A 15,197-nucleotide genomic window follows, 5' to 3' on the forward strand; every position below is an offset into this window, starting at 1 on the left:
CCACGGCCCCCTCGCCGGTTCCGCTCTGCGCCGGTTCCGGCCGGAATGGGCTTGGGGGAATCCCTCTGGTACCTCACGTCACAGCGACGGCGATTCGGCCAGCGGGCGGGCCATGGGTGGCCCGGTGGCCGCACGGGTCGATGTAGCCGACACGAACAGACTTTCGCTCCGCTGCGCCGCCCACCGACGCTGCCGCCCCGTCCGAAACACGTGTGTTCGAGCCGGGGCGCGGGGTCGTTGAACCGCCCGACATCGCTTCACCGCGCACGTACGATCCGACCTCCGGAGGCCGATGTGAACACCCTGGGCGCCCCCTCCGACTCCGAGCAGCTGCTGTTCGGCGGCGAACTCACCTACGACCACGGCTGGGGCAGCCACGACGGCGCCTGGCTGAAACTCGGACTGCGGGCCATGGCCGGGGCGTTGCCGCGGCAGGTGGCGGTGGCCGTGCGGCTGGCCAGGGAGGCGGACCGGTGGGCGTTCCTCACCGTCGGTGGCTGTGAGATCGCCCGGGGCGTCGCCCAGGCCGTGTCGCTGATCGCGGTCAACGCGCTGCTCGTCGAACTGCTCGCGGCCGGTGACATCACCGGGCGGCTGCGGGCTGCGCTGCCCGCGCTCGGGCTCGTCGCCGTCCTCGCGGTGGTCGGCGCCGCCTGCAAGTCGGTGTCGGCCGCCGCCACCGGCATCCTGGAGCCGAAGGCCCAACGGGTCGCGACCGAGCGGTATCTGGGGCTCGTCGCCCGGGTCGAGCTGGAGGCGATCGAGGACGACGCCTTCCACCGGCTGATGGACTCCGCGCAGTGGGGCGCCGACTCCGCCCGGCGGATGGTCGGCTACTGCACCGCGGTGGTCACCTCCGCGATCTCGCTGACCGCCGCGGCCGGGGTGCTCACCGTGCTGCACCCGGCGCTGCTCCCGCTGCTCGTCCTCATCGCGCTGCCGAGCGCCTGGGGTTCGCTCACCATGGCCCGGCACCGGTACGTGAGCTGGCACCGCTTCGTCCAGCACGTCCGGGCCGCCAAGCTGATCAGCCAGCTCCTGATCAACCAGCAGGCCGCGGCCGAGGTCCGGGTCCACGACGTGGCGCCGTTCCTGCTCACCCACTTCCGGCAGATGGCGCAGACCAGCGAGCGCGAACAGACCCGGCTGGCCAGGACCGGGGCGCGGACCGGCGTCCTCGCGGACTCGGCGCGCGGGCTCGCCACCCTCGCCGCCTACGGGCTGCTCGGGCTGCTGCTGTGGACCGGCCGGATGGAGCTGGCCGTGGCCGGTACGGCGGTGCTGGCGATCCGCGGCGGCTCGGCGAACATCACCGATCTCGTGCTGCGGGTCACCGAGGTGCAGGAGGAGGCGCTGTTCGTCGCCGACCTGGAGACGCTGTGCGAGGAGGCGGTGCGCCGGGCCATCCCGGTGGGCGGCCGGGAGCTGCCCGACGAGGTGGCCGAGATCCGGTTCGAGAAGGTGACGTTCACCTACCCGGGCGCCGACCGGCCGTCCCTCGACGGCGTCGACCTGGTGATCCCCCGGGGCCGTACGGTCGCGCTCGTCGGACGCAACGGCTCGGGCAAGTCGACCCTGGTACGGCTGCTCTGCGGGGCCCGGCTGCCGGACGCCGGGCGGGTGGTGTGGGGCGACGTCGACACCGCGGAGGCCGACCGGGCGCAGGTGTTCGGGCGGGTGGCGATGGTGGCGCAGGACTTCTACCGCTGGCCGTTCACGGCCCGGGTGAACATCGGCATCGGCCGGGCGGGCGACGCGATCGACGACACCGCGATCGGCGCGGCGGCGGCGTACGCCGGGGCGGACGAGGTCGTCGGCTCGCTGCCGCGCGGCCTGGACACCCTGCTGTCGCGCGGCTACAAGGGCGGCCAGGAGATCTCCGGCGGGCAGTGGCAGAAGATCGGTCTGGCCAGGGCGCGCTACCGGGACGGGGCGGTGCTGATCGTGGACGAGCCGACCAGCGCGCTCGATCCGGCGGCCGAGCAGCGGGTGTTCGACCAGATCCACCAGCTGGCCGGGACCGGTCAGACCACCGTCCTGATCACCCACCGGCTGCACAGCGTCCGGCACGCCGATCTGATCTATGTGCTCGACGAGGGCCGGGTGGTCGAGCACGGTACGTTCGCCGAGCTGATGGACCCCGGCTCGGGACCCGGTACCTTCCGTACGGCGTACGAGCTGCAGGCCCGTCAGTTCCTGCACCCGGGCGTCCCGGGCCAGTCGGCGCCGCCCGCCTCGCCCGTACCGTCGACCGTCACGGAGGTCCGCTCATGACACCGCCCGCGTGGGTGTCCGCGCTGCTCGCCGACGCCTTCGGACTGCGTCCGGTCGGGTACGAGGAGGGCGCGGCCGGGACCGCGACGCGCAACTACGTGGCCACCGCGCCGGACGGCGGGCGCTGGTTCGTGAAGAGCCATCCGCCGGGCACCGATGTGGCCAGGGCCGAGAGCGCGGCGCGGCTCGGGGAGTTCGCGGGCGGCTGCGGGGTGCCGGTCGCCCCGGTGCTGCTCACCCGGGACGGGACCCGGGCGGTGGCGGCGGGGCCGGACGGGGCGGTGTCGGTGAACCGCTTTCTGGCGGACACGGTGACGGCGGACGGCCGGGTGTCGGGGCCGGTCTGGGAGGAGGTCGGCCTGGCCGTCGGGCGGCTGCACCGCGGGCTCGCCGGGCATCCTTCGGGTCCGCCCCGTCCTGGCCCGAGGGACCGGTCGCTCGATCCGGTGCGGGCGTCCGGGCGGCTGACGGCGCTGGTCCGGCACTACGAGGCCAGTCCGCCGGAGACCGCGTACGAGCGGTGGGCGGCGGCCACGGCCAAGGAGAAGCTGGCCCGGCTGCCGGAGGTCGAACGGCTCCTGGCGCCGGTCCCGGAGACCATGCTGACGCAGGTGGTGCACGGCGATCTGTCCGGGCCGAATCTGCTGCTGCGGGACGGCCGGGTGGCGGCGCTGATCGACTTCCATCCACCGGCCCACCGCGGCCCGGTGTGGGAGCTGGGCCGGGTCGCCCTCGATCCGCGGACGGTGCTCACCGATCCGGACTGGCCGACCGGTCTGGCCCTGCTGGCCGCCGCGTACCACTCGGCCCATCCGGCGCTCGGCGCGCCGGAGCTGGCCACCGTGGCGCGGGTGACCGCCGCCCAACTCACCCTCACCACCTATCCGTTGAACGCCGTGGCGGACGGTCTCGGGCCGCTCACGCCAGACCTGACCGGGTACGGGCACGCCCGGTACGAGGCGGCGGCGGAGCTCCGGGACCGGCTGCCCGAGGCGGAGGAGGCGCTGCGGGCGCGGCTGGGCTGACGACCGCCCGCGCCCCAACGGGCCGAGCCCGGGCCCCCGACGGGACCCGGGCTCTAGGACACGCCCTAGGCAGCGTGCCGTGCGCGTCAGGCGGCGCCGCGGCTGCCCGGCTTGAAGCCCGCCTTGGCCGACGAGACGATCGCGAAGGCCAGCACCGCGAGGGCGAGCAGCACCCACGGGAAGGAGGTCGGGCCGGAGGACTCCAGGAGCAGACCGCCGACCACGCCGCCACCGGCGACGGCCAGGTTGAAGATGGTGACCAGCATCGACTGGGCGACGTCGGCGCCGTCACCGGCCGCGTCCGCGATCGCGGTCTGCAGCAGGGTGGGCGCGCCGCCGAAGGTCAGACCCCAGGCGACGACGCCGATGACCACGGCGACCGGCGAGGAGTGCCCGATGCCGAGGATCAGCGAGGCGGCGGCGAAGCCCGCGAGGCTGACGAGGGTGAGCAGGCGCAGCTTGCGGTCGACGAACATGCCGGTCAGCCAGATGCCGGCGATGGCGGTGGCGCCGAACACGAGCAGCATGACGTCGACGCGCTCGCCGAGGCCCGCCTTGCTCATGAAGGGGGAGATGTAGGTGTAGAGGATGTTGTGGGCGAGGATCCACAGGAAGATGACGGCGAGGATCGGGCGGATGCCCGGCGTCACGAAGATCTCGCGGATCGGCTGGCGCTGTTCGGCGGCCTGGCCCGCGAAGTCGGGGACGAGGGCGCGGACCCAGATCATCAGGATCAGGGCGACGGCGGACATCACCCAGAAGACGCCCTGCCAGGTGAAGATCGAGCCGAGCCAGGTGCCGAGCGGGACACCGGCGGTCAGCGCGATGGGCTGGCCGACGCCGACGACGGCGAGGGCGCGGCCCTGGAGGTTCTCGGGGACCAGGCGGCGGGCGTATCCGGCGAGCAGACCCCAGATGACACCGGAGGCCATACCGGCGACGAACCGCGCGCCGAGGGTGAGGCCGTAGCTGGTGGACAGGGCGGTGACGGTGTTGAAGACGAACAGACCACCGACGGCGCACAGCAGCAGCGGGCGGCGCCGCACGCTGCGGGTGGCGGCGATGACCGGGATCGCGGCGATCACGGAGCCGATGGCGTAGAGGGTGACGAGCTGTCCCGCCAGCCCCTCGGACACGTCGAGGCCGCGCCCGATCTGCGGGAGCAGGCCCGCGGGCATCGTCTCGGTCATGATCGCCAGGAAGCCCGCCGCGGTGAACGCGAGGAGTTTGAGGATGGGAAGCCGTTCCTCGGACGGCGCCGGCTGGGGGCGCAGTGCGGTTGCGGTCGCTTCGCTACTGCCAGTGCTGGTCACGGGAATTCTCCAGTTTGCCGTGGCCCGTTCCGCGGAACGGGCCACGGCCGTCGGTCAGATGGGGCGGTGCGGCCGGTGCCGCACCGCGAGCGGGGTGGGGCCGCGGTCAGTGCTCGGAGAGCAGCGAGCCGTGGCCGTGGACCTTGTCCTGGATGCCGTTGCTGCGCAGGGCGTGCCAGTACAGGACGGTGTTGTTCGAGATGACCGGCTTGCCGATCCAGAACTCGGCGACGGCGGCGACGTGGGACATCGCGACGTTGGTGCCGACCTGGACGATGGCGTCGATGTCGGGGCCGTCGATCTCCTTGATGACGTCGCGCAGTTCGGTCTGCGAGACGTGCGAGATCTTGGCCGGGCTCGGCATGCCGAGGCCCTGGATGCGGACGACCTCGTAGCCGCTGTCCTTGAAGAAGCGGCTGACGGAGTCGTCACCGACGGGCAGGTAGGGGGTGATGACCGCGATGCGGCGGGCGCCGTAGGCGGTGAGCGCGGCCTTGATCGCGTCGGGGCTCATGATGACGGGCAGGCCGCCGGCGGCCTCGCGCATGGAGGCGAGGACCTGCTCGTGCGAGTCCGGGCCGTCCCAGTAGCTCTCCGGGGAGACACCGATGATCACGGTGTCGGGGTTGCAGCTCACGACGCTCTTGATCGCCGGGTGGGTGGACTTGCGGATGCTGTGCATCACGTGGTCGAAGCCGGGCTCGTCGACCATCGAGTCGTCGCCGATCACCATGCGGCCGACGTGGTTGGTGACCTGGTGCGGACGCAGCGCCTCCAGCTCCGGCTGGGCGGAGGTGTTGGTGGAGGGGACGACGACGCCGACCTTGAGTCGGGGGCCGAGGGAGTCGGTCATGATGGGTGCCTCTCAAGAAGTTCGGGTGGTGCGGGTGGACCGGCCGCTCGGACCGGATCGGGAACGGACCGGCCTGGTCAGGCGTCGCGGTAGTTCGGTTCCTTGATCAGCCGCTCGGGACTGCGGGTGATCCGGGGCTCGAAGACCTGCTCGTTCCAGTCGTCGGGGTCCACCGGGCTCAGTGCGATGGAGACGGCGCCGTCGTAGGTCGAGAAGTGCTCGACCACGACATCGGCCAGGGCCTGGGCGAGCCGGTCCTTCTGGTCGGCCGTGAACTCCCGGCCGTAGTAGGAAATGTCGACGTGCGGCACAGTCATGACTCCAAGTCGTTCATGGACACGTTCAAGGACACGGTCACGGGCACGTACGCGTGCGGGTACGGGCGTACGGTCCGGCGTGCGCGTGCTGGTGCGTGCGGAAGCGGGAAGAAGGCGGAGCTGAGGGAAGGTGCGGAGCGGCTCAGGCTCCGAGGCGGGCGCGGATCGCGGCCACCAGCTCGGCGACGCCGTGCTCCTTCAGGACGCTGTAGTGGTCCCCCACCAGGTCGACCACGGTGGCCGGGGTGGCGGAGTAGCCTGCGGAGCCCTCGATGAAGGAGTAGTCGTCTCCGGTGGCCTTGAAGATGGTCACCGGGGTGTCGAGCTGACGCTCACTCAGTTCACGGAAGTTGTAGTCGAATTCGTAGGTCTCCCCGACGATGCGGGTGATCCGTCGGATCAACTGCTCGTCGAGGGCGGGTATCCGCTCGTGCACGAAGGCGACGAAGCTGTCCTCGTCGTGACTGGCCGCGAGGCAGTCCGTCACCTCGGGGCCGCTGATGGACCCGGCGAAGACCGAGTAGAGGATCGTCACATAGGCGGGGTTGGTGTACGCGGCCTCCCGGCCGTGCCGGTCCGCCTCGGCCGACCGCACCTTCGGGTTGCCGGGGCAGAGCAGCAGCAGCTGCTCGACCTTCTCGCCGGCCTGCTCCAGCTGCCAGGCCGCCTCGAAGGCGACGCGGGCGCCGAAGGAGTAGCCCCACAACAGGTACGGGCCCTCGGGCTGGATCCGGCGCAGTTCTGCGACATCGGCCGCGGCCATCTCCTGGACGGTCGGGTAGGGCTGCTCGCCCTCGTTGATGCCGTGCGCCTGCACTCCGTAGAACGGCCGGCCGAGACTGGCCTCGCGGCCGAGCAGCCGCAGGTTCATCGGGTAGCCGCCGAGTCCGGGCCAGCAGAACACCGGGCTGCTGACGCCCTCGGCCCCCTTCGGGGTGTCGTCGTGCAGCCGGACCAGGCGCGAGACGGGCGCCCCGTCGCCGTCGGCGATCCGCGCGGCGAGGTCGCCGAGCTTCGGCGCCTCGAAGACGACCTGGAGCGGCAGTTCGGTGCCGAACTCCCGGTTGATCCGGTTCACCAGGGCGACGGCGACCAGGGAGTTGCCGCCGGCCGCGAAGAAGTCGTCCTCGACGGACGGCTCCTCGTACTTGAGGGCGGCTCCCCAGACATCGGCCAGCCACCGCTCGTGGGCGGTCGCCGGGGCGACGTAGGGAGCGCCGCTGCCGGCGGCTCTGACGTGCTCGCTGGCGGCGAGCGTCTTGGCGTCGACCTTGCCGTTGGCGGTGAGCGGGAGGTCGTTCATGACCAGGACCCGGTTGGGGATCATGTAGTCGGGGAGGAACCCGGCGAGTTCCTCCTTGATGATCTCGGCGGGGCCCTTGGTGTGGACCGCGTCCTCGTTCATCCCCTCGCTGAGGATCTGCTCCTCGGTGACCCGGCCGCCGAGGAAGAAGTACGACGGGCCAGGCTCGATGCCGACCGACTCCAGGATCTCGTCGATCCGGCGCGCGGCGGGCAGCGGGTTGCCGGTCTTGGAGCTGTAGCCGGAGGACATGAAGCCGAGGTCCAGGCCGTTGCGCTGGAGCCGGTGCAGCTTGGCGCCCATCGCGATGTACTCCAGCCAGGGTTCGGCGGCGCGGCTGACCGCGGTGACGCCGAAGGAGGCCCGGTCGTAGACCGACTGGTTGATCGCTATGACGTGACGGCGCTGGATGAGCGCGTCGGAGACCCGCTCCAGGTCGCCGTCCCGGTAGCGGTAGTGGCCGCCGGGGAGATCGGCGATCCGGCCCGGGTGGGCCTGGACGTAGATCTCGGTCGGGTCCTCACGGGGCGCGCCGTCGTTGGCGTACACCTCGAAGGTGCCGAGGTAGTAGTCCTCGTCGACGACGTCGAGCCGGTCCTTGGCCTCGGGGGTGAAGCCGGCCGGGCGGACGGTCAGTCCGTACTCGGGCAGCACCTCTTCGAGGACGCCGAGCATGTGGCCGGTCTCGAACTCCAGGACTTCCAGGATGTTGTTGGAGTAGACGGGCTCGATCGCGCGCCGCTTGCCGACGAAGTGGACGGTGAAGGCGGGCTCGGTGAGCCGGGTGTCGCCGATCCGCACCAGGGTGTGGTCGAGCGGGTGGTGGTAGTAGACGCCCGGCTCGATCCCGGCGACGCCGTTCAGCTCCAGGTAGAGCTGGGTGGCGTAGAGCGCGCCCGGCGAGGCGTACGCGTACTTCGGCAGCAGTCGCTCGGTGCTGCGGAAGGCGCCGAACCAGCGCAGGATCTCGCCCAGTTCTTCGAGCGTGAGTTCGTCAAGTCCACGGCTGCGGTCGCCGTTCGCGGGGGCCGCGAGCAGCTTCAGGACGTCGTCGCGGGTGACCTCGCCGCCGTCGTAGTAGCGGTAGGTCTTGCGCCCGAAGGTGTCCCGGCGCTGCCGCTCGGTCTCCTCGCGGCCGGGCAGCTCCAGCACGGTCCGGCCGGCCAGCTCGGCCTGGTCGCGCACGCCGGGGTTCGACAGCTGCGCCTTGACCTGGAGCTTGCTGGACTTGGACTGGTGGTGGCTGCCGTGGTTGCCCTGGTCCATCAGGGCCGCCTCGCGCGGGTTGAGCTCGATGCAGGCGACGAGGTTCTGGAAGCCGGTGCGCGGGTCGTCGGTGACGACGGCGGCGGCGCGGCGGACCCAGGCGTGCTCCTCGATGGCGAGCGAGATCTCGTCCAGCTCGACCCGGTAGCCGCGCAGCTTGACCTGGTTGTCGGCGCGGCCCACGCAGGTGATGGTGCCGTCCGGGTTCCAGTAGGCGAGGTCGCCGGTCTTGTAGAGGCGCTCGGTCGGCACGAACGGGGACGGGATGAATCGTTCCTCTGTCAGGTCGTCGCGGTGCAGATAGCCGCGGGCGAGCTGGACGCCGCCGATGTAGAGCTCTCCGGTGGTGCCGATGTCGACCGGCCGCAGCTCCTCGTCGAGGATGAAGCAGGGCGTGTTGTCGACCGGGACGCCGATCGGGACCGAGCCCGCGCCGTCGCCGAGCAGGTCCGGGTCGACCAGGCAGGCGGTGGCGTTGATGGTGGTCTCGGTGGGCCCGTACAGGTTGACCAGCGAGATCCACGGCAGCTCGGTGAGCAGCGTCCTGGCGAGCCGCTGGGACAGCGCCTCGCCGCCGGAGAACACCCGGCGCAGGGTGGTGCAGGAGCGGAACTCCTCGAGGTCGGCCAGCGCCTGGAGCAGCGTGGGCACACCCTGGAGGGTGGTGACCTGGTGCTTGTCGATGGCGGCGACCAGCGCCTCGGGGTCCCGGTAGATGCCGGGCGCGCCGACGACGACCTTGGCTCCGGCGGCGGGCGCGAGGATCTCCCACTGCGCGGCGTCGAAGCTCATCGGGGTCTTCTGCAGGACGGTGACATGGCTGCCGAGGTGACCGAAGGAGTGCATCCAGCGCAGCTGGGACACGATGCTCCGGTGCTCGATCATCACGCCCTTGGGCTTGCCGGTGCTGCCCGAGGTGTAGATCACGTACGCGAGCGAGTCGGGCCGCGGGCCCATGCCGCGCGGGTCGCGCCGCTCGGTGGCGGCCGCGGTCGCGGTCACGGCGTCGGCCTCGGTGGCGGCTTCGGCGGCGGAGCCGCCGGCGCGCTGTCCGGGGATGCCCGCGGCGGCCCCGACGGAGCCGACACCGCAGTGCGGTACGCCGTCGAGGGCGGCGTCCGGGACGTCGGTCAGGGTGATGATCCGGGTGCCCGCGGGGGCGATGGCGGTGAGCCGTTCCCGCAGGTGGTCCTGGGTGACGATGACCCGGGTCCGGCTGTTCTCGATCATGTAGCGGAGCCGGTCCTCGGGGTACTCCGGGGACAGCGGCAGATAGGCGGCGCCGGCGAACAGGATTCCCCAGGCACCGGTCATCAGGTCCAGCGACGGCTCGGTGTACAGGCCGACGCAGTCGTCGACCTCGACACCGAGGGCGTACAGGTGGACGGCGAGCCGGCCGCTGGAGTCGGTCAGCTCGCGGTAGGTCAGACTGCGATCGTCGGAGACGACCGCCACGGCCTCGGGCCGCGCCACGGCCTGCTGCTCCAGCAGGCCGGGCAGGCAAGCCCCGTTTTCCAGACGTAAGCCGTGAATGGGCGCAACGGACTGAACGGGTGCCACGGATATTCCCCCATGCGAATGATGTTGATGCCCTCAGTCGGGCTCTCCCCCGCGGCCGTCCACGTACGGGACGGCAGCCGGGTCCTTCGCGGCGACACCGGCGTCCGGGATGGTCGGATCCCTCGCGCCGGATGGCGATGCACGAGTGCCCCGGTGTGGTGCCCGAGACACTCAGTGCCGCGTCGACGACTTGAGGTAACCACACCTTCCGGGGGGTCGTCACGCCAGGCCACGGAATTTTAACAATCGTTCCAGAACTGCTAACCTGTCGACATGTCACCTCGGCCCAGGGGCTTTGACCTCAACCACGCGCTGGACGCGGCAATGACCACATTCTGGGACAAGGGGTACGCCGGAACGTCCGCCCAGGACCTCGTCGACAGCACCGGACTGGGTCGCGGCAGCCTCTACAACACCTTCCACAGCAAGCGCGGACTCTTCGAAGCCGCCCTCAAGCGCTACGACGACGAGTGCACCGCGCACCTGGTGAGACTGCTCGAGGAGGGCGAGGGCCCGGCCCGCGACCGGATCCGCTCGGTGCTCCTGAGCGTCGTCGACGAGGAGACCGCCGAGGCCCCCGAGCACCGCGGCTGCCTGGTGGTCAACACCGCCATGGAACTGGCGGGCCAGGACGTCGAGATCACCGATCACGTCCGCAGGACGTTCACCAGAATCCAGGTCGCACTTCGCATCTGCATCGAACAGGGCCAGCGCGAAGGGTCGATGCCCGCGGGCCAGGATCCGCAGGTGCTCGCGGTCTATCTGCTCAACTCGATGTACGGTCTGCGGGTGCTCGGCAAGGTCAGTGACCGGTCCACCCTGGAGACCCTGGTCGATCAGATCCTGCCGCCGCACCCGTAACCCCCCTCCGCGACCCACGGACCGGCCGACGCCGCCCCGCACCGCCGTCGGCCGTTTCTTTCGCCGTCGTTCTGGAACGATAGTTCAACAAAGAGGAGGAGCGGCGATGCCCTTCGCCGTCTACGTGCTCGGCCTGAGCGTGTTCTGCATCGGGACCACCGAGTTCATGATCTCCGGGCTGCTGCCCGAACTCTCCCGCGACCTGTCGGTCTCGGTCCCCGCCGTCGGCTGGCTGATCTCCGGATACGCGCTCGGCGTCGTCGTCGGCGGCCCGGCGCTCACCGTCGCCACCCTGCGGGTCAACCGCAAGAAGGCCCTGGTCGCGCTGCTCCTGCTGTTCGTGCTCGGCCAGACCATGGGCGCGCTCGCCCCCGGGTACGGGGTGCTGATGACCGGCCGGGTCATCGCGGCGCTCGCCCAGGGCGCGTTCTTCGGCATCGGCTCGGTGGTCGCGGTGGAGCTGGCCGGTCCCGAGCGCCGGGGCCGGGCCCTCGCCATCATGTTCGCCGGGCTGACCGTCGCCAATGTCTTCGGCGTCCCGGCCGGCACCTTCCTCAGCCAGCACGCAGGCTGGCGGGCCAGCTTCTGGGCGGTGGACGCGCTGGCCGTACTGGCGCTGCTCGGGGTGCTGTTCGCGGTGCCGAGGCGGCCAGGCGGCCCGTACGCGGGCGTGCGCGCGGAGTTCACCGCGTTCCGCAACCCCCGGGTGTGGGTGGCGCTTTCGACCTCGATGCTGACCCAGGCCGCGATCTTCTGCTGTTTCAGTTATCTGTCCAAGCTGTTCACCGACGTGAGCGGATTCTCCGAGGCGACCGTGCCGCTGCTGCTCACCCTGTTCGGGGTCGGCTGCTTCGCGGGCAGCCTCGTCGGCGGCCGGTTCGCCGACCGCCATCTGCTGCCGAACCTGTACGGCGGGATCGCGGCGATGGCCGTCGTGCTCGCCGTCCTCACGGTGACCGCGCACAGCCGGGTGGCGACCGTGGCGACGATCCTGGCGTTCGGACTGACCGCGTTCTCGATCAACCCGGCGCTCCAGGCGCAGGTGATGCGGGAGGCGGGCGACGCGCCGACCCTCGCGACCACCACCAACACCTCCGCCTTCAACCTGGGGAACACCATCGGCCCCTGGGTCGGCGGCAGCGTGATCGGCGCGGGCCTCGGCTACACGGCGCCGGTCTGGTCCGGCGCGCTGCTCGCGGTCGCGGGGCTCGGCACGGCCCTGCTGTCCGGGGTGCTCCAGCGCCGTGCGGCGGCCGCGCCCGCGAAGCCGGCGGCCTCGGTACCGGTGACCACGCCATGACGGCGCGCGGGCCCGGCGCCCGCGCCCTCAGTGCGCGTCGGTCAGGGCGCGTCCGTCAGTGCGCGTCCGTCAGTGCGCGTCCGTCAGGCTCAGCAGATTGCCGAGCAGCCCCGGGAAGCGCCGCTCGAAGTCCGGCCGCAGCCGCAGCAGCATCCCGGTCCCGGTGCTGCGCTGCAGGATCAGCCCCGCCTCCCTGAGCACCTTCCAGTGGTACGAGCGGGTGGACTTGGCGCCCGGCAGGTCGAGCGTCGTACAGGCCACCTCGGCGTCCGGTGTACGGGCCAGCACGACCACCACGCCACGGCGGTGCCGGTCGGCCAACGCCGCGTACACGGAGTCGAGTTCGACGCTGTCCAGCGCCGGGTGGAACAGCTCGACGGGCATCGGGGACCTCTCGGTTTCGGGAAGTTGACATATGCGTGACGGCACGCCGGGAAACGTTGCGGAACACGTGCCACCGGTGCCTAAGGTAGCTCGGTACGAAAATTTTCGAACCCCCCTCTAGGAGTACGGACATGACCACCGCCCAGCCGGTCATCGCAGTCCTCGGCACCGGTTTCATCGGCGCCCCCGTCGCCCGCAACCTCGCCAAGGGCGGCTTCACCGTCCGCGCCTGGAACCGCACCGCCGCCAAGGCCGAGGCGCTGGCCGCCGACGGCGTCACGGCCGCCGCCACCCCGGCCGAGGCCGTCGAGGGGGCGGACGTGGTGCTCACCGTCCTCAACGACGGCCCGCGCGTCCTGGAGACCATCAAGGCCGCCGCGCCGGGGCTCGCCAAGGGCACCGTCTGGGTGCAGGTCTCCACCGTCGGCGAGGACGTCGACGAGCTGGCCGCGTTCGCCGCCGAGGCCGGGCTGGTCTTCGTCGACGCCCCCGTGCAGGGCTCCCGGCAGCCCGCCGAGCTGGGCAAGCTGGTCGTCCTGGCCGCCGCGCCGGAGGCCGTACGGCCCACCGTGCAGCCGCTGTTCGACCTCATCGGCGCCCGCACGGTCTGGGTCGGCGAGGACGGCGCCACCGGTGCGGCCAGCCGCCTGAAGCTGGTCCTCAACGTCTGGGTGGGCGCGCTCACCCACGGCGTCGGCGAGGCCCTCGCGCTGGCCGGCGGGCTCGGCGTGGACCCGGCGCACTTCGTGGACGTGGTCTCCGGCGGCCCGCTCGACAACGGGTTCTTCCAGGGCAAGGCGGCGGCGATCCTGGGCGAGAACTGGACCCCGCAGTTCTCCGTGGACAACTCCGAGAAGGACGCCCGGATCGTCCTTGACGCGGCCGAGCGGGTCGGCGTCCGGCTGGACACCACCGAGGCCGGGCACCGCCGCTTCCAGCGCGCCGCCGCCCAGGGCCACGGCGACAAGGACATGGCCGCGGGCTGGTTCGCCAGCTTCGACGCGTAACGGCGCACGAGGCGGACGACACGAGTCGGACAACGGGAACAAGGCAGCGGGGAGCAAGGGTGTTCCGGGAACGGGTGAGTGTCCTCGTCGTCGGCGGCGGTCCGGTCGGACTGCTGCTCGCGGGCGAGCTGGCGCTGCAGAACGTCGACACACTGGTGGTCGAGCGGGACGAGCGGGTGCGGGACAGCCCGCGCGCGGGCACCCTGCACGCGCGCAGCGTGCAGTCGCTGCTGCGGCGCGGCATCCTGCGGCTGCCCCGGCCGGGGCGGCTCGACCTGTGGCAGCGCTCCGGCTTCCACTTCGGCGGGCTGCCGCTGCTCACCATCAGCACCCCGACGGCCGAGGGCCCGCCGCTGCACAACCAGCCGCAGTCCTCCCTGGAGGCGGCCTTCGAGGGCCGGGCCAGGGCGCTCGGCGCCGAGGTCAGGCGCGGCCTGCGGGTGACCGGGCTGACCGAGCGGCCGGACGGCGTGACCGTCGGGTTCACCGCCACCGACGGCAGCACCGGCACCGTGACGGCGGACTACGTGGTGGGCTGCGACGGCGCCCGCAGCACCGTCCGGGAGCTCGCCGGGTTCCCGGTCACCACCACCCCGCCCTCGTTCAGCGGGGTGATCGGCCTGGTCAGGCTGCTCGACCCGGCGGACGCGCCGGGCGGCTGGGCGCGCGGCCCGCACGGCTCGACGCTGATCAACGTCAACCCGCGCGGCTTCAGCCGGGTCCTCACGCACGACTTCGAGCGGCCGTTCCCGGACCGGAGCCGTCCGGTCACCCTGGCGGAGCTGCGGTCCACCGCCGAGCGGGTGCTCGGCCGTGAACTGCCCATGCGGGAGCTGGCGTACGGGTCACGGTTCAGTGACTTCACCCGGGTCGCCGACGTCTACCGCTCCCCCGGTCTCGTGGACGGCACGGGCGGCGGTACGGACGGCGGTACGGGCCACGGCCGGGTGCTGCTCGCCGGTGACGCGGCGCACGTGCACGCGCCGCTCGGCGGGCAGGGTCTCAACACCGGTCTCCAGGACGCCTTCAACCTGGGCTGGAAGCTGGGTCTGGTGGCCCGCGGCGACGCCCCGGACGAACTGCTCGACAGCTATGGGCGGGAGCGGCGGCCGGTGGCCCAGGCGGTGGCCGCCAACACCCGGGCGCAGGCGGCCCTGATGGACCCAAGGCCCGAACAGGAGCCGCTGCGCGCCTACTTCGCCCGGCTGATGGACGTGCCGGAGGCGCGGGCGGCGACGGCGGACGAGATCAGCGGGCAGAGCGTGCGCTACGCCCGCCCCGGCACCGATCCCCTCACCGGCACGTTCCTGCCCAACCACACCTTCCTCACCGCCGAAGGCCCGGTGAGCACGGCCGAGTTGCTGAGCGACGCCACTCCCCTGCTGCTGCTCGCCGAGGACGTGACGACGGTGCCGAACGAGCTGCTCGCCGACTGGCCGGACCGGCTGCGGACGGTACGGGTCGCGCCCACCGACGCCGAGGGCGCCGCGCTCGGCTGGCGGGCGGTGCTGTGCCGCCCGGACGGCTATCTGGCGTGGGCGGCGGGCGCCCTGGAGCCGGACCCGGCCGAGCTCGCCGGGGAACTGGCGCGCTGGCTGGGCCCGGCCGGTCCGGGAGCGGTGCCCCGGGGGCAGCTGCCGCTAGGCGGTGTCTTCAAATGATCACCGTTGATGGACCATGGTGTCGTGATACGTCGACATGAACTGACGGATGCTGAGTGGGACTTCGTCCGGC

General features: G+C 71.9%; 11 protein-coding genes. 6 read left to right on the top strand and 5 right to left on the bottom strand.

All coding sequences use genetic code 11. The annotated features are described in order from the left end of the window. Positions 1-411: 411 nt before the first annotated feature. Positions 412-2,274: an ATP-binding cassette domain-containing protein gene (locus ACIPXM_RS29115; RefSeq protein WP_401661454.1), complete on the top strand. Its 1,863-nt coding sequence runs from the start codon at positions 412-414 to the stop codon at positions 2,272-2,274. Next, positions 2,271-3,299 (top strand): phosphotransferase, encoded by a 1,029-nt coding sequence (locus ACIPXM_RS29120; protein ID WP_401661400.1) that lies wholly within the window; start codon positions 2,271-2,273, stop codon positions 3,297-3,299. Before ACIPXM_RS29115 ends, ACIPXM_RS29120 begins: the two co-directional genes overlap by 4 nt. 86 nt (positions 3,300-3,385) lie before the next feature. On the opposite strand, the gene ACIPXM_RS29125 is transcribed toward ACIPXM_RS29120, so the two are convergent. The 4 genes from ACIPXM_RS29125 to ACIPXM_RS29140 form a co-directional block, all read right to left on the bottom strand. After that, entirely contained in the window at positions 3,386-4,612 is a 1,227-nt protein-coding gene (locus ACIPXM_RS29125; RefSeq protein ID WP_401661402.1) for an MFS transporter, read from the bottom strand. A 106-nt stretch (positions 4,613-4,718) separates the two neighbouring features. Further along, on the bottom strand, positions 4,719-5,465 hold the full coding sequence (locus ACIPXM_RS29130; RefSeq protein WP_401661405.1) for an arylmalonate decarboxylase: 747 nt from the start codon (positions 5,463-5,465) through the stop codon (positions 4,719-4,721). Between the two features lie 77 nt (positions 5,466-5,542). After that, a complete protein-coding gene (locus tag ACIPXM_RS29135; protein WP_401661408.1) occupies positions 5,543-5,782 on the bottom strand; it encodes a tautomerase family protein in 240 nt (79 codons plus the stop codon). 142 nt (positions 5,783-5,924) lie between these two features. Further along, a complete protein-coding gene (locus ACIPXM_RS29140; RefSeq protein WP_401661410.1) occupies positions 5,925-9,911 on the bottom strand; it encodes an amino acid adenylation domain-containing protein in 3,987 nt (1,328 codons plus the stop codon). Positions 9,912-10,235: 324 nt separating this feature from the next. Here ACIPXM_RS29140 and ACIPXM_RS29145 point away from each other — a divergent pair, with 324 nt between their 5' ends. After that, positions 10,236-10,772 carry a TetR/AcrR family transcriptional regulator gene (locus ACIPXM_RS29145; protein ID WP_401661413.1) on the top strand — a complete coding sequence of 179 codons (537 nt, stop codon included), beginning with the start codon at positions 10,236-10,238 and terminating at the stop codon, positions 10,770-10,772. A 106-nt stretch (positions 10,773-10,878) separates the two neighbouring features. Next, the gene (locus tag ACIPXM_RS29150) at positions 10,879-12,072 is read left to right on the top strand and encodes a Cmx/CmrA family chloramphenicol efflux MFS transporter (protein ID WP_401661416.1); all 1,194 of its coding nucleotides are present in this window, start codon (positions 10,879-10,881) and stop codon (positions 12,070-12,072) included. Between the two features lie 69 nt (positions 12,073-12,141). On the opposite strand, the gene ACIPXM_RS29155 is transcribed toward ACIPXM_RS29150, so the two are convergent. Further along, entirely contained in the window at positions 12,142-12,456 is a 315-nt protein-coding gene (locus ACIPXM_RS29155) for an ArsR/SmtB family transcription factor (protein ID WP_401661419.1), read from the bottom strand. Between the two features lie 131 nt (positions 12,457-12,587). Here ACIPXM_RS29155 and ACIPXM_RS29160 point away from each other — a divergent pair, with 131 nt between their 5' ends. Both ACIPXM_RS29160 and ACIPXM_RS29165 read left to right on the top strand, forming a co-directional pair. Then, positions 12,588-13,463 (top strand): NAD(P)-dependent oxidoreductase, encoded by an 876-nt coding sequence (locus ACIPXM_RS29160; protein ID WP_401661422.1) that lies wholly within the window; start codon positions 12,588-12,590, stop codon positions 13,461-13,463. A gap of 74 nt (positions 13,464-13,537) precedes the next feature. After that, a complete protein-coding gene (locus tag ACIPXM_RS29165) occupies positions 13,538-15,124 on the top strand; it encodes an FAD-dependent monooxygenase (protein ID WP_401661424.1) in 1,587 nt (528 codons plus the stop codon). Positions 15,125-15,197: the final 73 nt, after the last annotated feature.

The sequence above is a fragment of the Streptomyces sp. NPDC090025 genome, from assembly GCF_044748125.1.
Lineage (GTDB): Bacteria > Actinomycetota > Actinomycetes > Streptomycetales > Streptomycetaceae > Streptomyces.

Coding starts and splice junctions, on each gene's coding strand:
- ACIPXM_RS29145 (WP_401661413.1), top strand. CDS start 10,236: ATGACCACATTCTGGGACAAGGGGTACGCCGGAACGTCCGCCCAGGAC.
- ACIPXM_RS29115 (WP_401661454.1), top strand. CDS start 412: ATGGCCGGGGCGTTGCCGCGGCAGGTGGCGGTGGCCGTGCGGCTGGCC.
- ACIPXM_RS29135 (WP_401661408.1), bottom strand. CDS start 5,782: ATGACTGTGCCGCACGTCGACATTTCCTACTACGGCCGGGAGTTCACG.
- ACIPXM_RS29155 (WP_401661419.1), bottom strand. CDS start 12,456: ATGCCCGTCGAGCTGTTCCACCCGGCGCTGGACAGCGTCGAACTCGAC.
- ACIPXM_RS29160 (WP_401661422.1), top strand. CDS start 12,588: ATGACCACCGCCCAGCCGGTCATCGCAGTCCTCGGCACCGGTTTCATC.
- ACIPXM_RS29130 (WP_401661405.1), bottom strand. CDS start 5,465: ATGACCGACTCCCTCGGCCCCCGACTCAAGGTCGGCGTCGTCGTCCCC.
- ACIPXM_RS29150 (WP_401661416.1), top strand. CDS start 10,879: ATGCCCTTCGCCGTCTACGTGCTCGGCCTGAGCGTGTTCTGCATCGGG.
- ACIPXM_RS29120 (WP_401661400.1), top strand. CDS start 2,271: ATGACACCGCCCGCGTGGGTGTCCGCGCTGCTCGCCGACGCCTTCGGA.